Raw genomic sequence first — 21,997 nt, 5'->3', positions numbered from 1 at the left:
GGTAAAAAAAGACCCAGCCGGAAGAACGGCTAATAAACCGAGATGAGTGGAACAATTTGATTTGGCGGGCGCCTGTTCTTGGAAGCTATTCCCGCCGGCCAGCCGGCGCAACGGGAATATACGTGAACAGAGGCCCGTCCGGTCAACCCTGCGGGAAGCCCACAGGGTTGAGCCACTGCTTCAGGCCTGCGCGGAGCCCGCCAGTGCCTTGATGCGCGCGGAGAGGCGCGACAGCTTGCGGGCAACGGTGTTGGCGTGCATCACGCCCTTCGTGCCGGCACGCTGCAGCTCAGGCTGCACATCCTTGAATGCCGCCTGGGCAGCGGTCTTGTCGCCGCCAGCGATCGCCTTCTCGACCTTCACGAGGAAGGTGGAGACGCGGGAGCGGCGGGCGCGGTTGCGCTCGTTGCGGGTGGCCGTCTGCCGGATGCGCTTGCGCGCGGAAGCCGTATTCGCCATGGCGTGTGTTCGGACCAGTATCTGTTTCTGAAATACGCGCGGGCCGTTCAGCCCGCCACGGGAAGGCGCCGCTTCTACCCGCCCCTGGGGATAAGAGTCAATGAGGAGGGCATCGCGGCGCCGTGAATCAGCCCTGCCGGAAGCTGGGCTTGCGCTTCTCCAGGAAGGCCGACATCCCCTCCTTCTGGTCCTCCGTCCCGAAGAGGGAGAGGAAAAGGCGCCGCTCCAGCCGCAGGCCCTCGCGCAGCGGCAGCTCGAAGGCGGCGTTCACCGCCTCCTTGGCCATGGCGACGGCGGGGGGCGACAGCTCGCCGATCTTCTGGGCCAGGGCCACGGCCTCCGGCAGCAGCTCCGCCAGCGGCACCACGCGGGCCACCAGCCCCGTCCGCTCGGCCTCCTGCGCGTCCATCATGCGGCCGGTCAGCACCATCTCCATCGCCTTGGACTTGCCGATGGCGCGGGTCAGCCGCTGGCTGCCGCCGGCACCCGGCAGGATGCCCAGCCGGATCTCGGGCTGGCCGAATTTGGCATTGTCGGCGGCGATCAGGATATCGCACATCATCGCGACCTCGCAGCCCCCGCCCAGGGCGAAGCCGGCGATGGCGGCGATGACGGGCTTATGGACGCCCAGCACGGCCTCCCAGGGGGCGATGAAGTCGTGGCGATAGGTGTCGGGCCAGGAGCGCGGCTGCATCTCCTTGATATCGGCGCCGGCGGCGAAGGCCTTGTCGCTGCCGGTCAGGACGATGGCGGCGATGGCGGGGTCGGCATCGAAGGCCCGCAGCGCCTGCGCCACCTCGTCCATCAACTGGTCGCACAGCGCGTTCAGGGCCTGCGGGCGGTTGAGCCGGATCACCCCGGCAGCGCCCTGCACCTCGGTCAGGATCATCTCGTAATCAGCCATTCCCGTCGCTCCCCTGGCGTTTGAAGGGTCTAGCTTGCACAGCTGCCGCGCCGGGGCCAGGGGGTGCCGCCCCCGCCGCCTCAGCGCTGCGTGCGCGCGCAGAAGAAGGTGCTGCGCCCGCCCTGGGTGATGCGGGAGACGCCCCGGCAGGCCGGTGCTCCCGGGCAGAGCGGGCAGGGCTGCCCCTCGCGGTCATAGACCTGGAACCGGTCCTGGAAGCGGCCGAGCTCGCCATCCGCCCGCACATAGTCCCGCAGCGAGGAGCCGCCGGCATCGATCGCCTCCTGCAGCACCTGCCGGATGGCGGGGACGAGGCGCTGGGCGCGGGCGCCGGGGATGGTGCCGGCCAGGCGGCGGGGGGAGATGCCGGCGCGGAAGAGGGCCTCCGCCACATAGATGTTGCCGAGCCCGGCGACGACGGACTGGTCCAGCAGCGCGGCCTTGACGGGGGTCTGCTTGCCGGCCAGGGCGGCGCCGAGGATGGCGGGGGTGAAGCCCTCCTCCAGCGGCTCCGGCCCCATGCCGGCCAGCAGGCGGTGGCTGTCCTCGGCGGCGGTTGGCACCAGGTCCACGCTGCCGAAGCGGCGGGGGTCCACGAAGCCGACATGGGTGCCCTCCGCCGTCTCCAGCATCAGGTGCTCATGGGCGGGGGGCGGGGTATTGGCGCCGCGCGGGCGCGCCACCATGCGGCCGGACATGCCCAGATGGATCAGCACGGATTGCGCGTTGGACAGGCGCATCAGCATGTATTTGCCGCGCCGGCGGAAGCCCTCGACCCGCGCGCCCGCCAGGGTCTCGGCCAGCCGGGCGGGGAAGGGCCAGCGCATTCCCTCGCGCCGGGTCTCGGCGCGCAGGATGGTCTGGCCCTGCAACACGGCGGCCAGGCCGCGCATCACGGTCTCGACTTCGGGGAGCTCGGGCATGGCACTGTTTACGCCGGCCCTGGACGGCTGGCGAGGGCGCTCTCAGTCCTCGTAGCGGCGCCTGCGGCGGCGGCGCAGCAGGCCGAAGGCCAGCGGCACCATGCTGACGCCGACGCCGTTGCGGGCCTCGATCAGGGCGGTGCGGCGGATGGAGGCCGCCTCCAGCTCGGCGGGGCTGGGCGGATTCCGCATGGCGATGAGCAGGATGATGGCCGCGAGTACCAGATCGAAGGCGAAGATGGCGATGGCGCGCCACAGCGGCGAGAGAGTGGCGCCAAGGGCGATCCAGGCGACCAGGTGCAGCATGGCGAAGGCCGCTCCCGCCATTACCCCCGCCACGGCGAAGAGAATGACGCGGCGGACCTCACGCTGGAGCCTGAGGCCCAGCCGGGTGCGCTCCGCCTCCCAGGCCAGATTCAAGAGGCGGAGCGAGCGCATCCCGTCAGCGCCCCAGAAGGCGGGCCAGGACGTAACCCAGGCCGGCGGCCAGGGCGATGGAGGTGAAGGGGCGTTCCCGCACCAGGCTGGCGACGGTATCGGCCTCCTTCCGCGCGGTGTCGGAGACCTGGTCGCCGAGGTCACGCGCCATGCCCTGGGCGCGGTCGGCGAAGTCCTGCGCCCGGCCGGCGGCGCGGCTGACGGCCGGGGTCACGCGCTCCTCCATCAGTGCTTCCACCTTGCGCCGGAGGTCGGCGATCTTTTCCTCGACGGGTTCGAGATTGATGTCGTGAGACGAAGCCATGTCGGTTCTCCTTCGGGGGGGGCGGCGGCCTGAGTTGAGGCTTAGCGGGTGGCGCGATCGATGTCGCGGCCGAGACGTTCGGCGGGGCCGCTGGGCGGGTCTACCGCGTCGCGGATGGAATCACCGATATTGTCGATACTGCGACCGGTACGTTCCGCAGGCCCTTCCTGGCACGCCATCAGAATCAGGGGCAGCAGCAGCAAGAGCGCCGTCAGAAACTGGGGGATCAACCTGCGCATGGAGATTCTCCTGACCCATATACGAGCTTAACGCCGCGCTGGAGGTCTGGTTGCGAGAAGCGTGAGCGCCGCCTTCAGCCCGGGCTTTCGGCTTCCTCCATGGCGCCGGCCATGTGGCGGCCGGAAATCTCGCCTTCCCGCCGCCGCAGCGGAAAGCGCAGGGTCAGCTCGGTACCGCCGGCGGGGCCGGGGTGGCGGTGGATCTGGCCGCCCAGATGCTGGGCGAAGCCCTGGATCAGGGTCATGCCGATGCCGCCGCTGCTCTCGTCATCTTCGCTCATGCCTTGGCCGTTGTCGCGGATGGAAAGCAGCACCTCCACGCCCTCGCCATCCTCGTCCGGCTCGCCCGAGGGCTCCGTCTGCACGGAAATGGTGATCGTGCCGGAGGCGTCGTCAGGGAAGGCGTGCTTGATGCTATTGGTCACGGCCTCCGTCACCAGCAGCGCCAGGGAGACAGCCTGGTCCGTCACGATCTCCAGCTCCCCGGCCTGCACCACCAGGCTGATGCGGCGTCCGGGCGTCTCGCCGAGCGCGCTGAAGAGCTGCTGGCACAGCTCCTCCAGGAAGGGGCGCAGCGCGATCGCCTCGAAGCTGCGGTTCGTATAGAGGTGGCGGTGCAGGGTCGCGAGGGCCTGCACGCGGTCCCGCGCCGTGCCGAATTCGGCCCGAGCGGCGGGGTCGCGCAGGCGCCCGGCCTGCAGGTTCAGCAGCGAGGCGACGATCTGCAGGTTGTTCTTCACGCGATGGTGGATCTCGGCCATCAGCAGGTCGCGCTGGCGCAGCGCGGCCCGCAGCTCCTCCTCCCGTGCCGAGATGGTGACGGCGGCATCGGTGAAGGCCTGCTCCAGCCGGCGGACCTCCTCCGGCTCCCCGCGAAGGGGGCGTCCGCCGAAGGGCGCGCCGGGGCGCCAGGCACGGACCCGCCAGGCCAGCTGCCGCAGCGGGCGGGCGATGGCGATATCGGCGCCGACGACAATGACGACGAGGCAGGCCAACAGGAAGGCCGCCAGCTCACCCACCCGCCGCAGCAGCAGATGGTTGGCGGCACGGCGGATATCCCCGGTGGGCAGGCCCACCACCAGCCGGACATCGGCATCGAGCGGGGAGATGGCATAGGCGAAGTCCTGCCCGTTGCGGGCATGGCCCTCGACCGCCCCGACAGCCGGGTCGTTCAGCAGGCGACGCAGCAGCGGTTCCCCGGGCAGTTCCTCGGCCCGGGCGGTGGTGAGGGGGACCAGGGTATTCTCGCGGTCCGCCAGCCAGACGCGCTGGCTTTCATGCAGGGGGGTGCGCGTGCCGCTGCGGATGAAGGCATCCATCAGCAGGCCGGCGGCGATGACGCGGCTCAGGCGGGTGCCTTCCATCACCGGGACCAGGCCCACCAGGATGGGGCGGTTGGTCAGCAGGCCGCTGCTGAAGCGGTCCAGCGCGAAGCCTTCGCCAGCGCCATCGGGCCTGCGGGAGAGCTGCGCGGCCATGTCGCGGGCCAGGGCGAAGGATGAGGCGGAGGAGAAATCCCCGCCCCGCGGGGCATCGGGCAGGGCGCTGCAGATCAGACGGCCATCGCCATCCAGAACCCATATATTGGAATACCGGTCCCGGTAGATGTTCAGCAGCATGCCCAGATCGGCACCGCAATGGTCGTTGGCCAGGGCGCTCAGGCTGGGGTTGCGGGCAATGCCGCGCAGCATCTCGCGCATGGTGGAGATGCGGGAGCCGTAGCGCTCGGCCGTGATCTCGCCGAGCATCGCTGCATTGCGCCGGCCGGAGGCCAGTTCGGCCTCATATCCCAGGATGGCATTGGCACCGGCGATGCCGATGACGGGGACGCTGGCCACCATCAGCAGTACCAGCATGCGCCCGCGTACAGTGTGGATCAGCCGCCACGGCGCCCACCGGGACGGTGGCGCCGCCGGTGGGGTCACTTCGTGCGGTCCTGCTCGATCAGCCTGAGCAATTCCTCGGGGATGGGTTCGCGGGCGATGTCATCATACATGGCGTGCAGACCGCGCTGCAGCCATAGATCGAAGGCGGCATCGGGAGTGCCCTTGCGATTGCTTCGCTCCCTCGGGCGGTCGGAGGGCTCTTCACCCTCCTCCGCCAACACACGCTTATCCGCCTGATCGTCCATCAGCTTCCCAGGTGCAGTGCCTGCCCGCTGGCCTTCGTGTTCGCCTTGCGGCTTGTAGCACCACGACGAGAGGTCTCGCCAGCTTGAGGTTGAGCCGTGCCACGCTTCGCCCGCGGCTCCTCGCCCAACAGCCAGGCCTCCAGCTGGCGGCGCGCGCGGAAGACACGGCACTTGGCGGTGCCGACCGCGCAGCCCATGACCTCGGCGGCTTCCTCATAGGACATGCCCTGCACCGTGACGAGCATCAGGGCGGTGCGGTGATCCTCCGGCAGATCGGCCAGCCGCATCCGCAGCTCGCGCAGTGCCAGGCTGTCTTCCTGCGCCGGCGGGCGGGCCAGCGCCTCCGCGGGCGCATTGTCCATGTCGCAGGTGTCACGCTTGCGGCGGATATCGGAGAGGAAGCGGTTCCGCAGGATGCGGAACATCCAGGCGCCGAAATTGGTGCCGGGGGTGAAGCTGGCCTGGGCCGCCAGAGCGTTGCTGACCGCAGCCTGGACGAGGTCATCGGCGTCGGCGCGATTGCGGGTCATGGACACAGCCTGGACGCGCAGCCGGGGCAGCAGGGCAATGAGCTGCTCGTGGAAGCTGGGGCCCTCGGTCACGGTCTCGGCGAGAGTGGTCGCGGTCTCGGACTGGGTCACCTGTCGGGTATCCTTCTCATGGCCTTGCATGTCCGACCAATGAGCCAGCACTGAAAGCAGTTGCATTCTGTCTATCTCTATAATGCATTCCTGCCATGCGGATTATGCATGGAACCGAAGCTCCGGCCTGGGCGTTTGCGGCGTGGATCCATGCGCGCTGCCAAGACCGACCATTCCCTTGCCTGCCGCTGCGCCACCCGCCTGCTATTCCACGGGTGCGCGATGCGGAAACCTGCGCGCCAGCGCCGCACGGGCACGCGAGACGCGCGCCTTCACCGTGCCGACCGGCACCGCGCAGACAGCCGCTGCCTCTTCATGCGACAGGCCGTGCGCACCGACCAGAATCAAGGCCTCCCGCTGGGGCATGGGCAGGGACTGCAAGGCACGGCCCAGATCTTCCAACTCTCCATGTTCCTCCTGCGGCACGCCGCTTTCATCATGTCCGGGCAGCCGCTCCAGCGCGCGGCGCTCAGTGCCGCGGCGGCGCAGTTGCTCCAGGAAGACATTACGCAGGATATGAAACATCCATGCCCGCAGGCTGGTTCCCGGGATCCATTGAGATTCGGCACGCAAGGCGCGCAAAACCGCTTCCTGCACCAGATCATCGGCCAGGGTCGTATCCCGCGCCAGGAAGCGCGCGAAGGCGCGCAGGTCCGGCAGCAGGGGCGGCAAGGAAAGGCGGACAGACTCTGGCTGATCGGTCATGATGCGATGACTGTCTTAGCGAGCGCCGCCCCGCGGCCCAAGAGCAAGCCGACACACAGCACTGATACGAGGGCCACGATATGAATGCCGTCACCCAAGCCGAGCTGCTGCGGAGCCTGCCACCTGCCCGCCGTTACGCGCGGGCGCTGACCGGCAGCCAGGCCGCAGGCGATGCGCTGGTGGCGCAGGCGCTGCGCGGCGGGCTGCCGGAGGGTCTCTCGGCGCGGCTGGCGCTCTATGCCGGCGTCACGCGGCTGGCGCCGCCGCCCGCGGTCCCGGCCTCCGGCGCCGTGCTGGGCGCGCGGCAGCGGCAGCTGCTGCTGCTGACAGCGCTGGAGGAACTTTCCGTCAGCGAGGCCGGCGCCGTCATCGGCATCCCGACCGACGTGGCGGAGACGGAGCTGGAGGAGGCGCGGGCGGCGCTGCGCAGCGCCGCCGCGACCGATGTGCTGGTGATCGAGGATGAGCCGATCATCGCCATGGATGTGCGGCAGCTGGTGGAATCCTGCGGCCACCGCGTCGTGGGCGTCGCCGCCAGCGAGTCCCAGGCCGTGCGGCTGGCGGCCAGCAAGCGGCCGGGGCTGATCCTGGCCGATGTGAACCTGGGCGCAGGGGGGGATGGCATCACCGCCGTCGGCCGCATCCAGCAACAGCTGAAGGTGCCGGTGATCTTCGTCACCGCCTATCCCGAGCGGCTGCTGACGGCCGAGCAGGTGGAGCCCGCCTTCGTGATCTCCAAGCCTTTCGAACCGCTGGCGCTGGCGATCGCCACCTATCAGGCGGTTTCCTCGACCGTGCCGATCGATTGACGGCCCCAAGCTGAAACCAGGGTGTCGTCCGCCACGTTCCACCGACACTGCGAAGCCTGGCTTTGCTGGGCGGGCGGAGGAGACGACGGATGATCCTGGACGATATGGCCGGATGCCCGCAGCGGCAGCCCGGCGCGGCAAGGGGGAGCGGAGGCCACGGACTCCGGCACATCCGGCGCCACCACGGGGCCATGCCCGGCACTCTCCGTCCCGCGCCTACCCGCCACGGCCGCCGCTGAGGCAGCCGCCCCACCCCCTGTCCCGTTCCGAGGAAATTCAGCCATGCTCTACTGGACGTTGATCTTTCTCGTCATCGCGCTCGTCGCCGGCGTGCTCGGCTTCACGGGCATCGCCTCCGCCGCCAGCGGCATCGCCAAGATCCTTTTCGTGGTCTTCCTGGTGCTCTTCCTCATCTCCCTGATCGCCGGCCGCGGCTGGGCCTTTGGCTGACATCTGAGCCACGCAAAAGAAAGGGCGGGCCCCCGAAAGGGAGCCCGCCCTTTTTCTATCCCGCGTCCGGCGGATCAGACCTCCCGGTTGATCAGATCCTTCGGCAGGTCGCGTCCATGGAACTGGCTGAAGACCTTGTTCAGCTCGCCATTGTTGAAGGCGGTGCGGATCCAGTCGTTCAGCCAGGATTTCAGCGCATCTTCCCCCTTCGGCAGGGCGATGCCGAGATTGAGCTCCTGCTGCACGAACTTCACCTCCAGCCGGTTGCCGGGGCGCTTCTGGTTCATGCTGTCCAGCACCGCCGTCTGGGTGGAGACGAGGTCGAGTTGGCCGGAGGCGACGGCGGTGATCAGCGTCGCGTCATCCTCGAAGCGGATGATCTCCGCGCCGCGGGCGTTCTGCGAGACCATCAGATCGTTCACCGTCGCGCGCGTCACGCCGATGCGCTTCCCGACGAGGTCCGGGTAATCCTTCACCGCGACGGAAGGGACGCCGGCGACGATGATGTCCAGCGTCGCATAGGGGATGCTGAAGTCGATGGCGCGCTTGCGCTCCGGCGTGATGGCCAGGCTGCCGATCAGGATATCCGCCTTGCGCGTCTGGATGGTCGGCACGCGGGCGGCATTGGTGATCTGGATCAGTTCCAGCTCGGCATCCAGCGCCTTGGCCACCAGCCGCGCCGTCTCGACATCCGAGCCGGTGGGAGTGAGGCCGGCATCCATGAAGGCGAAGAGCGGGATACCCATCGCGACGGCGATGCGGACCTTCTTGTTCTTGCGGATATCGCCCAGGCTGTCCGCGCGCGCGGGCAGGGGGAGCAGGCTGGCGGCGCCGAGGCCGGCGGCCCCGGCCAGCAGCGCGCGGCGATTGAAGGGCGTGATCATTCTTGGTGTCCTCCTCTGGTTTCTTTGATCGGGCGCTAGAGCTCGCTGCCCAGGAACTGCTGCAACTCGGGCGTCCGGGGCGCGGCGAACATCTCTGCCCCGCCCACCTCCCAGACCAGTCCGCTGCGCATGAAGATGGTGCGGTTGGCGACGCGGCGGGCGAAGCCCATTTCATGCGTGACGGTGATCATGGTCATGCCGGCGCGCGCCAGCTTCTCCATCACGCGCAGCACCTCGCCCGTCAGGTGGGGGTCAAGCGCGGAGGTCACCTCGTCGAACAGCATGACCTTCGGCCGCATGGCCAGGGAGCGCGCGATGGCGACGCGCTGCTGCTGGCCGCCGGAAAGCTGCTCAGGATAGGCATCGGCCTTCTCGGCCAGACCGACCTGGGCCAGGCATTCCCGCGCCAGTTCCCGCGCCGCGCTGGTGGCCATGCGTTTCACCCGGCGCGGCGCCAGGGTGATGTTCTGCTCGACCGTCAGGTGCGGGAAGAGATTGTAGCTCTGGAAGACGATGCCGACATCCTGCCGCAGCGCGCGCAGCCCGGCGTCCTTCAGATGCGGGCCGACATGGTGGCCGCAGACCTCGATACTGCCGCCCTGGATGCTCTCCAACCCGTTGATGCAGCGCAGCGCGGTGGATTTGCCGGAACCGCTGGCGCCGATGATGGCGACCACCTCGCCCGGCGCCACGTCGAAGGAGACGCCTTTCAGCACCTCCAGCGGGCCATAGCTCTTGTGCACATCCTTCAGGCTGACGGCGGGGCTGATGGCTGCGGTGGCGGGCGGACGGGCGGAGACGTTAGCGGCGGCCGACATTGAGCGTCCTTTCCAACGAGCGGCTCCAGGCCGTGAGCGGGTAGCAGAGGCAGAAATACAGCGCGCCCGCGATGCCGAAGACGAGGAAGGGCTGGATGGTGGAATTGTTGATGACCTGCGCCGCCCGCGTCAGTTCCACGAAGCCGACCACGGAGGCGAGGGAGGTGTTCTTCAGCAGCTGCACCATGAAGCCGACGGTGGGCGGTGTCGCGATGCGCGCCGCCTGCGGCAGGATGACATCGACGAAGGCCTGCCAGCGTGTCAGGGCCAGGCATTCGGCGGCCTCGGACTGGGTGCGCGGCACGGCATCGACGCAGCCCTTCCAGATCTCGCCCAGGAAGGCGCTGGCATTGATCATCAGGGAGACCGCCGCGGCCACCAGCGGCGGCACCTCGATGCCGAAGACGCCCAGGCCGAAATAGGCGATGAAGAGCAGCACCAGCAGCGGCGTGCCCTGGATGACCTCCACATAGACCAGCGCGACCCGGCGGATGAGGCGGGAGCGCGCGGTGCGCGCCAGCATCACCAGGAAGCCCGCCGCGCCGCCGAGGACGAAGGCCAGGGCGAAGAGGATGAGGGTCCAGATCGCGCCCTGGATCAGATAGCCGAAATAGCTCCAGTTGAAGACGATATCCATCGCGTGGCCCCCTACAGTGCCGTGCCGAGGCGCCGGCGGCGCGGGAAGGCGACCAGGCCGAGGAGCCAGAAGCAGAGCTTCAGCAGCCCCGCCAGAGCCAGATACATCGGCGCGATCGCGAGGAAAGTCTCCAGGCTGCGGAAGGTCATGGACTGGACGTTGTTGGCCACCGCCGTCAGTTCCTCCGTCGAGATCTGCGAGGCGACGGAGGAGGAGAGCATCATCAGCACGAACTGGCTGCTCAGCGCGGGATAGACGCGCTCGATGGCCGGGCGGAGGATGACGTCCCAGTAGATCTGCGGCGTGGACATGCCCAGCGACTGCGCGGCCTCGATCTGGCCGGGGTGCACCGTCTCCATGCCGGCGCGGATGATTTCCGAGCAATAGGCGGCGACGTTGAAGACCATGGCGACGACGGCGGCGGTGAAGACCGGCAGCCGGATGCCCGCGCTGGCGAGGCCGAAATAGAGGAAGAAGATCTGGATCAGGAAGGGCGTGTTGCGGACGATCTCGACATAGATACCGACGCCGCGGGAGAGCCAGCGGCGCCTGCTGCGGCTGCCGATGGCGCAGAGCGTGCCGATGGCCATGCCGAGGATGGTGGCGATGGCCGTCAGTTGCAGTGTCACAAGGGCACCGGAGAGGAAGTCCGGCCAGTAATCCGCCAGGACGGCGAAATCGAAATCGTATCTCACGGAAGGGCGCCGGGCGAGGTCAGCGCGCGTGGGACATCCATGGCCGGGCTCTCTCCTGCTTCTCGTTCCTCGGGTGGTGGTTGGCCCACCTTACAATTCGTCTGTTGTCAGACCAATTTTATCTTCGCTGATAGCCCTGCGCCGCCGGTTGTGCAAGTGTCCGCCCATGCTGCCTGACCCCGCCGAACTCACGCTCCGTCCCCTCCGTGCCCCACGCCGCCTCACCCTGGCCGAGCAGGTCACGCGCGACCTGACGGCGCGCATGGAAGGGGGGGAACTGCGGCCGGGCGACCAGTTGCCCACCGAGCGCGAGCTGATGGCCCGCTACGGCGTCAGCCGGACCGTGATCCGCGAGGCCATGTCCAGCCTGCGTGCCGCCGGCAGGCTGGCGACGCAGCAGGGACGGGGCGCCTTCGTGCTGGAGCCGGCGCCGCAACTCTCCGCCTATCGCCTCGATCCTTCCGAGGCCGGCGCGGCGGCGGATGTGCTGAAGCTGATGGAAATCCGCATCGCGCTGGAATCCGAGGCGGCCTCGCTCGCCGCCCAGCGGCGGGACGAGGCGGGGCTGGCGGAGCTGACCCGCATCGTCAGCGAGTTCGAGGCCAGCATTGAGGACCCCGAGCAGTCGGCGGTGCATGACCAGGCTTTTCATCTCTGTGTCGCCAGGCTCTCCGGCAATGCCTATTTCGGCTCGCTTCTGGGCGGACTTTCGTCCCGGCTGCTGCCGCGCGCGCGGATCGACCTGTTCAAGGAGGATGCGGCGGCGAAGCTGGCCTATCTGCGCCTGTTGCAGGTGGAGCATGCGAATATCCTGGACGCCATCCGCCGCGCCGATGCCGAGGGCGCGCGCGCCGCGATGCGGCTGCACCTGACCAACAGCCGGGAGCGGCTGCGGGCGGCGCTGGACCGCCTGGGCGGGGCGGCGCCGTGAGGCGGGCTTGCGGCACTGCTCCGTAATTTGTATGACGACTGACAAATACCGGCTTTGTCAGCCAGGAGAGCGCAAGCATGACCGGCCAGTTCAGCCCCGAGGACCTCAAAGCCGCCCTGCCGACGGGCCTGCTGTCCTTCCCCGTGACCGATTTCGACGCGGCGGGGGAGTTCAACGAGAGGAGCTACCGCGCCCGGCTGGAATGGCTTTCGCCCTATGGCACCGCCGCGCTCTTCGCCGCGGGTGGGACGGGCGAGTTCTTCTCCCTGACCCAGCGCGAATATTCGGCCGTGATCCGCAGCGCCATCGAGGGCTCGGGCGGGCAGGTGCCGATCGTCGCCGGTGCCGGCTACGGCACGCGCATGGCCATCGAATACGCGCGGGAGGCCGAGCGGCTGGGCGCGGCCGGCATCCTGCTGATGCCGCCCTATCTGACCGAGACCTCACAGGCCGGGCTGCGCACGCATATCGCGGCGGTCTGCAAATCCACGCGCCTCGGCGTCATCGTCTATAACCGCGCCAATTGCCGCGTCTCGGCCGAGACCTTGCAGGCGGTCGCCGATGAATGCCCCAACCTCATTGGCTTCAAGGACGGCGTGGGCGAGATCGAGGCCATGGTCTCGGTCTACAACGCGTTGGGCGAGCGGCTGACCTATCTGGGCGGCCTGCCCACGGCCGAGGTCTATGCCCAGGCCTATCTGGCCATGGGCGTGCCCACCTATTCCTCGGCCGTGTTCAATTTCATCCCGCGCACGGCACTGGAATTCTACAAGGCCGTGACGACGCGGGACGACGTCACCGTTACCCGCCTGCTGCGCGACTTCTTCTTTCCCTACCTCAAGATCCGCAACCGCCAGCCCGGCTATGCCGTCAGCATCGTCAAGGCCGGCGCCAGCATCGTCGGGCGCGGGGCGGGGCCGGTGCGCTCCCCGCTCTCCGACCTGACGGAAGCCGAGATGGCGCAGCTGCGGCCGCTGATCGAGGCGCTCGGCCCTCAGTAAGACGGGGGCCGGAGGGCCTGTCCCTCCGGCCCGTCATTCATGCCTTACTGGCCGAGGCGGGCGAGCGTGCCGGCACGCGCCGCCTGCACGGCCGCTTCCGCATCGGCGGGCAGCAGCAGCCGCTCCGCCACCAGCCGTTGCGCGGAGGCCCGCACGGCGGCTTCATAATCAGCGGGTGCCGGATACAGTTCCTCCAGCGAGGGGCGTGGGTCGCCCTTCGCCTGCCGTTCCGCCTTGGTGGCGGCGAAAGGCACTACGCCGCCGGACTGCGTGCAGATCTCCTGCGGCCCGCTGGCATTCTTCTGCGCGTTCCAGCCGACATAGCTGGCGCGTGGCGCGTCCACGAGCGGCAGGCGGATGCCGGCGATGGCATTCCCGTCCAGCCCCGCGCGCGGCAGCAGCAGTGGGTACTCGCCACGAATCTGCGGCAGCGGATCGCTATCCACCACCGGCTGCTGCACCCAGAAGGCGCGGACATATTGCTGGCCGTAGGGCAGGCCGGGGATGGACGGATAGACCATCCTGGCCGGCACCAGCGTGCCCTGCGCCAGGCTGGGATAGCGGCTGGCGGGCGGCTCGGTGCCCTCCCGCACCCAGCCGCCCATGGCCACCAGCAGGGAGCGCAGGGCGGGGCCACCACTGATCGGGTTCAGCGGCATGACACAGGCCGGGCTCTGGCGGGCCACCGCATTGGCCGGATTGCCGTGCGGCGCGCCGGAGAGCAGGTAGAGCCGCACTTCCGGCGGCAGGTCGATATGCTGGCCGCGCGTATCCGTGACATTGAGGCTGCCCAGCGAGCCCCAGAATTCGAATTCCGAATCCATCTGCATGATGCGCGGGCAGCTATTGGTGGTGCGGCAGCGCAGCAGCAGCCCGTCGCGCCGCCCGCTCAGCGCGTCCTCCGTGACATCATAGGCGAAGGGGAACTGGCCCACGGGGTAGAGGCGGTCGAATTCGGGGCCGGGATTGCGGCCGGGCTGCGCGAAGCGGGCATTGGTGAAGGAGCCGCGCGCGCCAGGGATGATCGGCATCATCCCCTCGAAGACCAGACGGCCGGCCTCGTCGCGGTTGAGGCCGAAATACAGGAAGTCCCGCAAGGCACGACCGGATTGGGAAATGCCGAGGCCGATGGCGCGGTCCACCGTGCTGCGCCCTTCCGCCGCCAGCGGGTTCTGCGCGCTGGTGTCGCGGCGGAGAAAGCTGGACACATCGCGGATGGCCGCCAGCCCCATGCCCATCACCCGCGGGTCGCGCGCGGTATAGGTCAGCTCGAAGATCGTGTCGGGCCGCGCATCCGCGGGGGGCGTGATCTCCACGGTGCTGTCGTCGATGAAGCGCAGCGTCAGGCCGTCCCCCGTGCGGCGCGGGTCGTCGGTGCGGGCGCGCATGGTCAGCCGCGCCGAGTTCCGGTCCGCCACGGGGTAGCTCAGCGTGGCGCGATGGGGGCCGGGCTTGTCGCCGAAGCTCCATTCCTCGCGCGAGGGGCCGGTAATGCCGGGGACGGTGGGCACGGCGATGCGCAGCAGGTTGGCGCCCTCTAGCGTATCCGCCTGCCAGCCGGTCCAGACCAGCGTGTAGCCCTGTTCCAGCAGGAAGCCGTTGCCCATGTCGCCGGCCTGTTCCAGCCGGCTGCCGGCGGCGGTCTCACCATCCTGCGCCCAGCTGTTCAGCAGCTTGCGGCCTCGGTTCACCACCTCGAAGATCATTGTGCCGTTGGGCCGCTGCGGGCGCAGGATCACCACATCGGTGGTGGCCTCCACCTTGCCCTCCGCGTTGCGCGGCGCGCGGTCGAGGTCGACGATAACCGCATTGGCAGGATCGGCAGGGTCCAGTGCGATGGTGGCGCGGGCGGTGATCTTTTCCGCCGTGCCGCGCGCGCCGAAGCTGCGGCCTTCCAGCGCCGCCTCCTGGCGGGCGGTGATCTCGAAGCGCGACACCTCGGCCCGTGCCGGTTGCGCCAGGGAATACAGAAGCAAAGTGGGCAGCAGGCACGCGCCCGCTCTTCGCGACAGCTTTGGCATGTTTGCCGTTTCCTCCGGATTGGCTGTTTCCAGCCGGCCCAGGCTATCGGCATTGCGGGGCGGCACAAGTCACCGCGCGGCGAGGCGCGGAGGCCCTATCCGACAGGCCGGCGCATCAGCACCGCGCGCCGTCCCAGCTTTTCCCGCCGCCCGTATTCCGTGAAGCCCAGGCGCCGGTAGATGCCGATGTTGCGCGCCATCTTCTCGTTGGTCGCCAGCCGCACCTCGGGCTTGCCGCGCCGGGCGGCCTCGCCCAGGACGAAACGCATGAGTTGCCGCCCGATGCCGGCGCCGTGCCGCGCGGGTTCCACGGCGATATTATCCAGCCAGAGGTGGTCCGGCGCCTCTTCCAGCACCAGCAGGCCGAGGATGCCGCCATCTTCCTCCAGCACCCAGGCCTGTCCGGCGGCGACGCGGGCGGGGTAGTCACCCTCCATCGGCAGGGGGCGGATGCCGATGACGGGCACGTAGGGCGCATAGGCGCGCTCCACCAACGCGGCCAGGGCGGAGGCTTCCTCCGGCCGCGCCAGCCGCATCAGACGGCGGTGCCGCCGACGGTCAGGCCGTTCAGCTTCAGCGTCGGCTGGCCCACGCCCACCGGCACGCCCTGGCCCTGCTTGCCGCAGGTGCCGATGCCCGGGTCCAGCTCCACGTCATGGCCGATCATGGAGACCTTGGTCAGCGCATCGGCACCGGAGCCGATCAGCGTCGCGCCCTTCACCGGCGCGCCGACCTTGCCGTTCTCCACGAGGTAAGCCTCGGAGGCCGAGAAGACGAACTTGCCGGAAGTGATATCCACCTGCCCACCACCGAAGTTCACGGCGTAGATGCCGCGCTTGACGGTGGAGAGGATCTCTTCCGGCGAATGCTGGCCGGCCATCATCACGGTATTGGTCATGCGCGGCATGGGCGCATAGGCATGGCTCTGCCGGCGGCCATTGCCGGTGGGGTTCACGCCCATCAGCCGCGCATTCTGACGGTCCTGAATAAAGCCCTTGAGGATGCCGTCCTCGATCATGACGGTGCGGCCGCTCGGCGTGCCCTCGTCATCCACGGTCAGGCTGCCGCGGCGGTCGGGCAGGGTGCCGTCATCCACCACTGTCACGCCCGGCGCCGCGATCCGCTGCCCCAGCAGGCCGGCGAAGGCGGAGGTCTTCTTGCGGTTGAAGTCGCCTTCCAGCCCATGGCCGATGGCTTCGTGCAGCAGGATACCGGGCCAGCCGGGGCCGAGCACCACTTCCATCTCGCCCGCCGGGGCGGGAACGGCATCGAGGTTGATCAGCGCCTGGCGCAGTGCCTTCTCCACCGCGTCCTTCCACTGCGCCTCGGAGGTGATCTGGTCATAGGTGAAGCGGCCGCCCATGCCGTGGCTGCCGGTCTCGCGGCGGCCATCGGCCTCGACCACCACGGCCACGTTCAGGCGCACCAGCGGGCGCAGGTCCGCCACCCGGGTGCCGTCGGCGCGCAGGATCTGCACGGCCTGCCATTCCCCGGTCAGGCTGGCCATCACCTGCGTCACGCGCGGGTCGCGGGCGCGGGCATGGGCGTCGATGGCGGCCAGCAGCGCGGTCTTGGCGGCGAAGTCCATGACCGGCAGCGGGTTCTCCGGCACGTAGAGCCGGGCATTGGTGGCGCGCGGGGCCACCGCCAGGCTGCCGGAGGCGCCGGAGGAGACGGCGCGCACCGTCTCGGCGGCGCGCTTCAGGGCGCTCTCGGAAATCTCGCCGCCATGGGCATAGCCGGCGGCCTCGCCCGCCACGGAACGCAGGCCGAAGCCGCGCGTGGTGTCGAAGCTGGCGGTGCGGATGCGGCCGTCATCGAGGCTGATGGCCTCGCTCTCCCGGTATTCCAGGAACAATTCGCCGTCATCGGCGCCCCGCAGCGCCCCGCCCAGGATGCGGGTGGCGGCGTCGGGCTCCAGGTCCCGGAAGAACAGGCGGTCGGTGGTGTCGAGCGCGGTCATGCCGTCTGCTCCTGCGTTTGCGGGTTGGGGGCGCCCTGCAGGCGCAGCCGGGCGGTGGTGCCCTGGCCACGCTCGCTCTCCAGCGTCAGCTCGCCCCCCATGGCGCGGGCGAAGGCGCGCGCCAGATAGAGGCCGAGGCCGGAGCCACCGTAGCGCCGGTCATGCGACGCCTCCAGTTGCACGAAGGGCTCGAAGGCACGGGGGAGCTGGTCCGGCGGAATGCCGATGCCGGTGTCGCGCACCGTCACATCCGCCCCGCCATCCGGCAGCGGCACGGCGCTGAGATGGATCCTTCCGCCCGCCGGGGTGAATTTCACGGCATTGGAGAGCAGGTTCAGCAGCACCTGCCGCAGCCGCCGCTCCTCCGCCAGAACGCGCGGCAGGGGGGGAACGGGGTCCATGACCAGCTCCACCTCCGCGACCTCGGCGGCGCCGCGCACCAGCCGCACCGCGCTCTCCAGCACGCTGGGCAGGAAGAGGGGACGGGTCTGCACCGGCAGTTCGCCGCTGCCGATCTGCGCCACCTGCAGGATGTCGTCGATCAGCGAGAGCAGGTGCCGCCCGGCCTCCAGAATGGCACCGGCGAATTCCAGCCCTTCCTCCGAGATCTGCCGCTCCGCCAGCAGCGCGTCGGAGAAGCCGATGACGGCGTTCAGCGGCGTCCGCAGCTCATGGCTCATGGTGGCCAGGAAGCGGGTCTTGGCGGAATTGGCCTCCTCGGCCACGCGGCGCGCCTGCTCGATCTCGGCGCGGATGCGTCGCTCCTCCGTCACGTCGGTATAGGTGCGGACGAAGCCGCCATCCGGCGTGGGGTCGGAATTGATCTCGATCACCCTGCCATCGGCGCGGGTGCGGGTATAGCGGTCCTGCCGCAGGATGGCGCCAGCTTTGCGGCCGAGATAGACGGCCTCGGCCTCCGGGCCGGCGCCGAACTCGCCGCGTTCATATTGCAGGGTACGCAGGGTATCGAGTTGCGCGCCGGGCACCATCTCCTCGGCCCGCAGCCCGCTCAGGGAAAGGGCCAGGTCATTGCGCGCCACCACGCGCAGGTCACGGTCGAAGAGGCATACACCGTGCCTCATGTTGTCCAGCATGGCCTGCAGCAGGCTGGCGCGTTCCTGCGCCTGGACCTCGGCCTGGTGCAGGGCCGTCACATCGGCCACCACGTTGATATGCCCGCCATCCGGCAGCGGCGCGGTGCGGATGGAGAGCACGGTGCCATTCGGCCGCACGCGCTTGCGCGGCGCGGCGCCGAAATCGAATTGCCGCCGGTAGACTTCCTCGGCGGTGACGCCGGGCGGGTATTCCCCGGCCGCCTCCCGCTCCCGGCACATATCCATCAGGTGGTCGCCCACCCGCAGCTCGGCACCGCTCAAGAGGGCCTGATAGGCCTGGTTCACCATGGTCAGGCGCTGGGAGGAGTCATACACGGCGATGCCATAGGGCAGGGCGGCCAGCACGCCGCGCAGGGTGGCGGCGCGGTGGCGGGCCTCATCCTCCGCCTGGCGCAGGGCCGTCACATCCTCCACCGTCACCAGGAAGCCGCCGGTGGGCAGGGGGCGGCTGATATCGCGCATGGCGCGGCCATCCGGCAAGGCGCGCACCTTTTCATGCGGCCGGGTGCGGTCAATCCGGCTCCACTGCCGGACCGATGCCTGCACCAGAGGGTGGTCGTCATGCTGCCGCAGCATGTGCTGGTGCATGTCGCCCAGGCTCATCCCCGCGCCCAGGGTGCCGGGCATCAGCCCCAGCGCCTGCTCATAGGCGTCGTTGTGGCGCAGCAGCCGGTGGGCGGCATCGAAGACGGCCACGCCCGTATGCTGGTGGCGCAGCGCCACTTCCAGCAGGCGCGCGCGCTCCATCATCTCCGCCTCCGCCCGCCGGTGCTGGGTGACCTCGGTGGCATAGGAGACGAAGCCGCCATCGGGCATGGGTTCGGAATGGAAGTCGAACCAGCGGCCATCGGTATGGCGCCTGGTGTGGCGCTGCTGCCGGCCGCGGTCCAGCGCCAGGACCTGCTCGGCCTGCTCCTCCGGGTCGCCGGAGCCGAAGAAGCCGCGGAAGGCGCAGAGACGGAGGATGTCCCGCAGGGCCCGGCCGGCCAGCCCGGTGCCCGCTGGCATGCCGAGCTGCCGCAGCGCCTCGGGATTGGCGAAGTGCAGCCGGTGCCCGGCATCGAAGATCATGACGCTCATCGGCGCCACCGCCAGCGCCGCCTCGGCGGGCGGTTCCTGGCTGGCGGGTGGGGCCGGGAAGGTCGACACGAGGGGCCTCAGCCGGGACCGGGCGGCAGGCGGGGGCGGCGCAGGGCATGCAGGCTGGCCAGCACCGCCGTCAGCACGGCGACGGCGACGGCCTGGTGCAGCGTGCCCAGCCAGGCCGGCACCACCAGCAGCAGCGTGGCCACGCCCAGCGCGTATTGCAGGACGGCGGTGCCGCCCAGTGCCAGCAGCGCCGCGCGGGCGCGTCCGGGCGGCAGCACGCGCAGGCCCCAGACCGCCAGCACCAGGGCGCCGGCCCCGGCCAGGGTCGCCAGCAGGCGGTGGTTGAACTGCACCGCCGCCACATTCATGGTGAGGTTCTGCCAGAAGGGCGAGAGCATGGCATAGCCGGTGGGCACCAGCCGCCCGTCCATCAGCGGGAAGGTGTTGTAGTCCAGGCCCGCGCGGAGGCCGGCGACGAAGCCGCCCGCCAGCATGGCCAGCACCATGAGGCCGGCCACCGGATGCGCCAGGCGGCGCAGCGGGGCAGCGGCAGGCGGGGCGTCGCGCTCCGGATGCAGCAGGCTCATCGCCGTCCAGATGAGCACGGCATAGAGCAGCAAAGCCAGCCCCAGATGTGCCACCAGGCGATAGGGGGAGACGGCGGTGCTGTCCGGCGCGAAGCCGGAGGCCACCATGAACCAGCCGACGGCGCCCTGCGCCCCGCCCAGCAGGAAGAGCAGCACCAGGCGCGGCTTCAGCCCCGCCGGAACCCGGCCCCGCACCCAGAACCAGACCAGCGGCAGCAGGAAGGCCAGGCCGATCAGCCGGCCCCAGAGCCGGTGCCCCCATTCCAGCCAGAAGATGCGCTGGAAGCCTTCCAGCCCGAAGCCGCGGTTGACCAGCTCGTATTGCGGGATGGTGCGGTAGAGGTCGTAGAGGCGCTGCCACTCGGCATGGGTGAGCGGCGGCAGCGTGCCGGAGAGCGGTGCCCATTCCATGATGGACAGGCCCGAGCCGGTCAGCCGCGTGGCGCCGCCGAGGGCCACCATGATCCAGACCATGGCGGCCACCAGCAGCAGCCAGCGGGCGATGGCCCTGCGGTCGGCGGCGTCGCGCGCCAGGGGGGAGGAGGCGGGAGGCGGGGAGGAGGGGGGATCGAAGGGCATGGCGGGGGCAGTCCATACCACATCGGCCTCCCGCTTGCCCGCCGCTTGCGCCGCATCCCTGATATGGTGGCCGTTGCGGGCCCCGCGCGCCGGCAGGAGGCAAGGCCCCCGCTCACGCCGCTTGTTCGGCCCGCCCCCGCCTGCTACGCCGCGCGCCCGATGTCCGATGTCACGCGGCCCGCCGCGCCCTCCGTCCCCCAGCTGGCCGTCGTGGTACCCGTGCGCAACGAGGCGGAGAATATCGCCCCGCTGATCGCCGAGATCTCCGCCGCCCTGGCGGGGGTGGCGCATGAGATCATCTATGTCGATGACGGCTCGGCCGACGGCACCGCCGCCGCCCTGGCCGAGGTGGCGCGGACGAATCCGGCGCTGCGGGTGCTGCGGCACGCGGCCTCCTGCGGACAGTCGGCGGCCATCGTCAGCGGCGTGCGCGCCGCCCGCGCCGCCTGGATCGCGACGCTGGACGGCGACGGGCAGAACGACCCCGCCGATATTCCCGCCCTCTGGGCCTTCGCCCAGACCGAGCCGGGGGCGGAGCGGCTTCTGGTGGCGGGCTGGCGGGTCAACCGGCGGGATACGCAGGTCAAGCGCCTCTCCAGCCGCTTCGCCAACCGCCTGCGCGCCCGGCTGCTGGGGGATGCGACGCCGGATACCGGCTGCGGGCTGAAGCTCTTCCCCCGCGCGCTGTTCCTGGAACTGCCGCCCTTCGACCATATGCACCGCTACCTGCCCGCGCTGGTGCTGCGCGCCGGCGGGCGGGTGGTCAGCCGCCCCGTGAACCATCGCCCCCGCCTGCGTGGCGTGTCCAACTACGGCACGCTGGACCGGGCGCTGGTGGGCATTTCCGACCTGATGGGCGTGATGTGGCTGCAACGCCGCTGGAAGCGGCCGCAATTACTGCCGTCCGAAGGGCCACCGGTGGCATGAGCCTGCCGTCACGCCTGGGACCGGTGGGCCGGGTGGTCCTGCTGGCCGCCGGGCTGGGCCTGGGCGGCTGGCTGCTGCGTGAGCTGGGCGGTGGCGCGCCGGAAGCCTGGGTGGAACGCTTCGGCCTGCACCGGACGCTGTGGGGGGAGAGTGTCTTCTTCCTGCTGGGCGCGCTGGCCTGCGCGGTCGGGGTGCCCCGGCAGGCCGTGGCCTTCCTGGGCGGCTATGCCTTCGGCGCCTGGACCGGCACCGGGCTGAGCCTGCTGGCGCAGCTGCTGGGCGCCGCCTTCTCCTTCGGCTGGGCCGCCGCCATCGGGCGCGACTGGGCGGAGCGGCGTCTGACCGGGCGCATGGGCCGCAGGCTGCGCGGGCTGCGGGACGTGCTGGCGGCCAGCCCCTTCAACGCCGCCCTGGCGCTGCGCCTGCTGCCGGTGGGCAACAACCTGGCGCTGAACCTGCTGGCCGGCCTCTCCGGCATCCCGGCCCTGGCCTTCCTGGCCGGCTCGGCGGTCGGATACCTGCCGCAGACCGTGATCTTCGCCCTGGTCGGCAGCGGGGTGGCGGTGGACCGGCAATGGCAGATCGGACTGGCGGCGGGGCTTTTCGTGGTCTCGGCGGTGCTGGGCTTCTGGATGCTGCGGCGCCACCGCGCGGGCCAGGCCATGCAGGACGAGACCAGGCAGGATGAGCCGGCGGCGTGATGCCGCGTGTTCACGGCGCCGCGCGCTGCCTGTAAGAGCGGGCATC

At 70.0% G+C, this 21,997-nt stretch carries 25 protein-coding genes; 6 read left to right on the top strand and 19 right to left on the bottom strand.

The annotated features are described in order from the left end of the window. Positions 1-180: 180 nt before the first annotated feature. The 10 genes from rpsT to IAI58_RS16850 all read right to left on the bottom strand — a co-directional run bounded on the left by rpsT (position 181) and on the right by IAI58_RS16850 (position 6,744). Positions 181-459 carry a 30S ribosomal protein S20 gene (gene rpsT, locus IAI58_RS16895; RefSeq protein ID WP_207444719.1) on the bottom strand — a complete coding sequence of 93 codons (279 nt, stop codon included), beginning with the start codon at positions 457-459 and terminating at the stop codon, positions 181-183. Positions 460-586: 127 nt separating this feature from the next. After that, positions 587-1,363: an enoyl-CoA hydratase gene (locus tag IAI58_RS16890; RefSeq protein WP_207444720.1), complete on the bottom strand. Its 777-nt coding sequence runs from the start codon at positions 1,361-1,363 to the stop codon at positions 587-589. A gap of 80 nt (positions 1,364-1,443) precedes the next feature. Beyond that, positions 1,444-2,286, bottom strand: a complete 843-nt coding sequence (mutM, locus tag IAI58_RS16885; protein WP_207444721.1) for a bifunctional DNA-formamidopyrimidine glycosylase/DNA-(apurinic or apyrimidinic site) lyase — start codon at positions 2,284-2,286, stop codon at positions 1,444-1,446. A 42-nt stretch (positions 2,287-2,328) separates the two neighbouring features. Beyond that, positions 2,329-2,724 carry a hypothetical protein gene (locus IAI58_RS16880; protein WP_207444722.1) on the bottom strand — a complete coding sequence of 132 codons (396 nt, stop codon included), beginning with the start codon at positions 2,722-2,724 and terminating at the stop codon, positions 2,329-2,331. Between the two features lie 4 nt (positions 2,725-2,728). Further along, positions 2,729-3,028, bottom strand: a complete 300-nt coding sequence (locus IAI58_RS16875) for an ElaB/YgaM/YqjD family protein (protein WP_207444723.1) — start codon at positions 3,026-3,028, stop codon at positions 2,729-2,731. Between the two features lie 41 nt (positions 3,029-3,069). Then, entirely contained in the window at positions 3,070-3,267 is a 198-nt protein-coding gene (locus tag IAI58_RS16870; protein ID WP_207444724.1) for a hypothetical protein, read from the bottom strand. A 74-nt stretch (positions 3,268-3,341) separates the two neighbouring features. Then, positions 3,342-5,123: a sensor histidine kinase gene (locus tag IAI58_RS16865; RefSeq protein WP_207444725.1), complete on the bottom strand. Its 1,782-nt coding sequence runs from the start codon at positions 5,121-5,123 to the stop codon at positions 3,342-3,344. Between the two features lie 65 nt (positions 5,124-5,188). Beyond that, the gene (locus IAI58_RS16860) at positions 5,189-5,398 is read right to left on the bottom strand and encodes a NepR family anti-sigma factor (RefSeq protein WP_207444726.1); all 210 of its coding nucleotides are present in this window, start codon (positions 5,396-5,398) and stop codon (positions 5,189-5,191) included. Further along, positions 5,398-5,928 (bottom strand): sigma-70 family RNA polymerase sigma factor, encoded by a 531-nt coding sequence (locus IAI58_RS16855; RefSeq protein WP_237182127.1) that lies wholly within the window; start codon positions 5,926-5,928, stop codon positions 5,398-5,400. Before IAI58_RS16855 ends, IAI58_RS16860 begins: the two co-directional genes overlap by 1 nt. 315 nt (positions 5,929-6,243) lie before the next feature. Beyond that, positions 6,244-6,744, bottom strand: a complete 501-nt coding sequence (locus IAI58_RS16850) for a sigma-70 family RNA polymerase sigma factor (RefSeq protein WP_207444727.1) — start codon at positions 6,742-6,744, stop codon at positions 6,244-6,246. A gap of 80 nt (positions 6,745-6,824) precedes the next feature. Between IAI58_RS16850 and IAI58_RS16845 the strand changes: the two genes are divergently transcribed. Together IAI58_RS16845 and IAI58_RS16840 are read left to right on the top strand one after the other, a co-directional pair. After that, positions 6,825-7,553 carry a PhyR family response regulator anti-anti-sigma factor gene (locus IAI58_RS16845; protein ID WP_207444728.1) on the top strand — a complete coding sequence of 243 codons (729 nt, stop codon included), beginning with the start codon at positions 6,825-6,827 and terminating at the stop codon, positions 7,551-7,553. A 282-nt stretch (positions 7,554-7,835) separates the two neighbouring features. Continuing rightward, positions 7,836-8,003 (top strand): DUF1328 domain-containing protein, encoded by a 168-nt coding sequence (locus IAI58_RS16840; RefSeq protein WP_207444729.1) that lies wholly within the window; start codon positions 7,836-7,838, stop codon positions 8,001-8,003. A 74-nt stretch (positions 8,004-8,077) separates the two neighbouring features. On the opposite strand, the gene IAI58_RS16835 is transcribed toward IAI58_RS16840, so the two are convergent. The 4 genes from IAI58_RS16835 to IAI58_RS16820 are packed head-to-tail and all read right to left on the bottom strand — an operon-like array spanning position 8,078 to position 11,037. Then, positions 8,078-8,887, bottom strand: a complete 810-nt coding sequence (locus IAI58_RS16835) for a transporter substrate-binding domain-containing protein (RefSeq protein WP_207444730.1) — start codon at positions 8,885-8,887, stop codon at positions 8,078-8,080. A gap of 35 nt (positions 8,888-8,922) precedes the next feature. Continuing rightward, on the bottom strand, positions 8,923-9,705 hold the full coding sequence (locus IAI58_RS16830; protein ID WP_207444731.1) for an amino acid ABC transporter ATP-binding protein: 783 nt from the start codon (positions 9,703-9,705) through the stop codon (positions 8,923-8,925). After that, on the bottom strand, positions 9,689-10,342 hold the full coding sequence (locus tag IAI58_RS16825; RefSeq protein ID WP_207444732.1) for an amino acid ABC transporter permease: 654 nt from the start codon (positions 10,340-10,342) through the stop codon (positions 9,689-9,691). Before IAI58_RS16825 ends, IAI58_RS16830 begins: the two co-directional genes overlap by 17 nt. An 11-nt stretch (positions 10,343-10,353) precedes the next feature. Next, on the bottom strand, positions 10,354-11,037 hold the full coding sequence (locus IAI58_RS16820) for an amino acid ABC transporter permease (RefSeq protein WP_207444733.1): 684 nt from the start codon (positions 11,035-11,037) through the stop codon (positions 10,354-10,356). Between the two features lie 166 nt (positions 11,038-11,203). On the opposite strand from IAI58_RS16820, the gene IAI58_RS16815 reads away from it, so the two are divergent. Further along, positions 11,204-11,968 (top strand): FadR/GntR family transcriptional regulator, encoded by a 765-nt coding sequence (locus tag IAI58_RS16815; protein ID WP_207444734.1) that lies wholly within the window; start codon positions 11,204-11,206, stop codon positions 11,966-11,968. Positions 11,969-12,045: 77 nt separating this feature from the next. After that, complete coding sequence (gene kdgD / locus IAI58_RS16810; protein ID WP_207444735.1) at positions 12,046-12,969, top strand: 5-dehydro-4-deoxyglucarate dehydratase; 924 nt, start codon at positions 12,046-12,048, stop codon at positions 12,967-12,969. A gap of 44 nt (positions 12,970-13,013) precedes the next feature. Here the strand turns inward: kdgD and IAI58_RS16805 are convergent, their stop codons facing one another. From IAI58_RS16805 to IAI58_RS16785, 5 genes are all read right to left on the bottom strand, one after another. Next, on the bottom strand, positions 13,014-14,990 hold the full coding sequence (locus IAI58_RS16805) for an alpha/beta hydrolase domain-containing protein (protein WP_207444736.1): 1,977 nt from the start codon (positions 14,988-14,990) through the stop codon (positions 13,014-13,016). A gap of 95 nt (positions 14,991-15,085) precedes the next feature. Then, positions 15,086-15,526 carry a GNAT family N-acetyltransferase gene (locus IAI58_RS16800; protein ID WP_207444737.1) on the bottom strand — a complete coding sequence of 147 codons (441 nt, stop codon included), beginning with the start codon at positions 15,524-15,526 and terminating at the stop codon, positions 15,086-15,088. Further along, entirely contained in the window at positions 15,526-16,953 is a 1,428-nt protein-coding gene (gene tldD, locus IAI58_RS16795; RefSeq protein WP_207444738.1) for a metalloprotease TldD, read from the bottom strand. Before tldD ends, IAI58_RS16800 begins: the two co-directional genes overlap by 1 nt. Further along, positions 16,950-19,217 carry a sensor histidine kinase gene (locus IAI58_RS16790; protein ID WP_207444739.1) on the bottom strand — a complete coding sequence of 756 codons (2,268 nt, stop codon included), beginning with the start codon at positions 19,215-19,217 and terminating at the stop codon, positions 16,950-16,952. The genes tldD and IAI58_RS16790 overlap by 4 nt, the downstream gene beginning before the upstream one ends. A gap of 8 nt (positions 19,218-19,225) precedes the next feature. Beyond that, positions 19,226-20,323, bottom strand: coding sequence for a COX15/CtaA family protein (locus IAI58_RS16785; protein WP_207444740.1), 1,098 nt, complete (start codon positions 20,321-20,323; stop codon positions 19,226-19,228). Positions 20,324-20,482: 159 nt separating this feature from the next. On the opposite strand from IAI58_RS16785, the gene IAI58_RS16780 reads away from it, so the two are divergent. Continuing rightward, positions 20,483-21,250: a glycosyltransferase family 2 protein gene (locus tag IAI58_RS16780; protein WP_207444741.1), complete on the top strand. Its 768-nt coding sequence runs from the start codon at positions 20,483-20,485 to the stop codon at positions 21,248-21,250. Continuing rightward, positions 21,247-21,951 carry a TVP38/TMEM64 family protein gene (locus tag IAI58_RS16775; RefSeq protein ID WP_207444742.1) on the top strand — a complete coding sequence of 235 codons (705 nt, stop codon included), beginning with the start codon at positions 21,247-21,249 and terminating at the stop codon, positions 21,949-21,951. The genes IAI58_RS16780 and IAI58_RS16775 overlap by 4 nt, the downstream gene beginning before the upstream one ends. The last annotated feature ends 46 nt before the right edge of the window (positions 21,952-21,997 follow it).

Source organism: Roseomonas marmotae (genome assembly GCF_017654485.1).
In the GTDB taxonomy this organism is placed as follows: domain Bacteria; phylum Pseudomonadota; class Alphaproteobacteria; order Acetobacterales; family Acetobacteraceae; genus Pseudoroseomonas; species Pseudoroseomonas marmotae.
This window is presented reverse-complemented; position numbering and strand designations above follow the sequence as displayed.

Excerpts from the sequence above, each read along its gene's own strand:
- rpsT (WP_207444719.1), bottom strand. The coding sequence starts at position 459 with ATGGCGAATACGGCTTCCGCGCGCAAGCGCATCCGGCAGACGGCCACC.
- IAI58_RS16890 (WP_207444720.1), bottom strand. The coding sequence starts at position 1,363 with ATGGCTGATTACGAGATGATCCTGACCGAGGTGCAGGGCGCTGCCGGG.
- mutM (WP_207444721.1), bottom strand. The coding sequence starts at position 2,286 with ATGCCCGAGCTCCCCGAAGTCGAGACCGTGATGCGCGGCCTGGCCGCC.
- IAI58_RS16880 (WP_207444722.1), bottom strand. The coding sequence starts at position 2,724 with ATGCGCTCGCTCCGCCTCTTGAATCTGGCCTGGGAGGCGGAGCGCACC.
- IAI58_RS16875 (WP_207444723.1), bottom strand. The coding sequence starts at position 3,028 with ATGGCTTCGTCTCACGACATCAATCTCGAACCCGTCGAGGAAAAGATC.
- IAI58_RS16870 (WP_207444724.1), bottom strand. The coding sequence starts at position 3,267 with ATGCGCAGGTTGATCCCCCAGTTTCTGACGGCGCTCTTGCTGCTGCTG.
- IAI58_RS16865 (WP_207444725.1), bottom strand. The coding sequence starts at position 5,123 with ATGCTGGTACTGCTGATGGTGGCCAGCGTCCCCGTCATCGGCATCGCC.
- IAI58_RS16860 (WP_207444726.1), bottom strand. The coding sequence starts at position 5,398 with ATGGACGATCAGGCGGATAAGCGTGTGTTGGCGGAGGAGGGTGAAGAG.
- IAI58_RS16855 (WP_237182127.1), bottom strand. The coding sequence starts at position 5,928 with ATGACCCGCAATCGCGCCGACGCCGATGACCTCGTCCAGGCTGCGGTC.
- IAI58_RS16850 (WP_207444727.1), bottom strand. The coding sequence starts at position 6,744 with ATGACCGATCAGCCAGAGTCTGTCCGCCTTTCCTTGCCGCCCCTGCTG.
- IAI58_RS16845 (WP_207444728.1), top strand. The coding sequence starts at position 6,825 with ATGAATGCCGTCACCCAAGCCGAGCTGCTGCGGAGCCTGCCACCTGCC.
- IAI58_RS16840 (WP_207444729.1), top strand. The coding sequence starts at position 7,836 with ATGCTCTACTGGACGTTGATCTTTCTCGTCATCGCGCTCGTCGCCGGC.
- IAI58_RS16835 (WP_207444730.1), bottom strand. The coding sequence starts at position 8,887 with ATGATCACGCCCTTCAATCGCCGCGCGCTGCTGGCCGGGGCCGCCGGC.
- IAI58_RS16830 (WP_207444731.1), bottom strand. The coding sequence starts at position 9,705 with ATGTCGGCCGCCGCTAACGTCTCCGCCCGTCCGCCCGCCACCGCAGCC.
- IAI58_RS16825 (WP_207444732.1), bottom strand. The coding sequence starts at position 10,342 with ATGGATATCGTCTTCAACTGGAGCTATTTCGGCTATCTGATCCAGGGC.
- IAI58_RS16815 (WP_207444734.1), top strand. The coding sequence starts at position 11,204 with ATGCTGCCTGACCCCGCCGAACTCACGCTCCGTCCCCTCCGTGCCCCA.
- kdgD (WP_207444735.1), top strand. The coding sequence starts at position 12,046 with ATGACCGGCCAGTTCAGCCCCGAGGACCTCAAAGCCGCCCTGCCGACG.
- IAI58_RS16805 (WP_207444736.1), bottom strand. The coding sequence starts at position 14,990 with ATGCCAAAGCTGTCGCGAAGAGCGGGCGCGTGCCTGCTGCCCACTTTG.
- IAI58_RS16800 (WP_207444737.1), bottom strand. The coding sequence starts at position 15,526 with ATGCGGCTGGCGCGGCCGGAGGAAGCCTCCGCCCTGGCCGCGTTGGTG.
- tldD (WP_207444738.1), bottom strand. The coding sequence starts at position 16,953 with ATGACCGCGCTCGACACCACCGACCGCCTGTTCTTCCGGGACCTGGAG.
- IAI58_RS16785 (WP_207444740.1), bottom strand. The coding sequence starts at position 20,323 with ATGCCCTTCGATCCCCCCTCCTCCCCGCCTCCCGCCTCCTCCCCCCTG.
- IAI58_RS16780 (WP_207444741.1), top strand. The coding sequence starts at position 20,483 with ATGTCCGATGTCACGCGGCCCGCCGCGCCCTCCGTCCCCCAGCTGGCC.
- IAI58_RS16775 (WP_207444742.1), top strand. The coding sequence starts at position 21,247 with ATGAGCCTGCCGTCACGCCTGGGACCGGTGGGCCGGGTGGTCCTGCTG.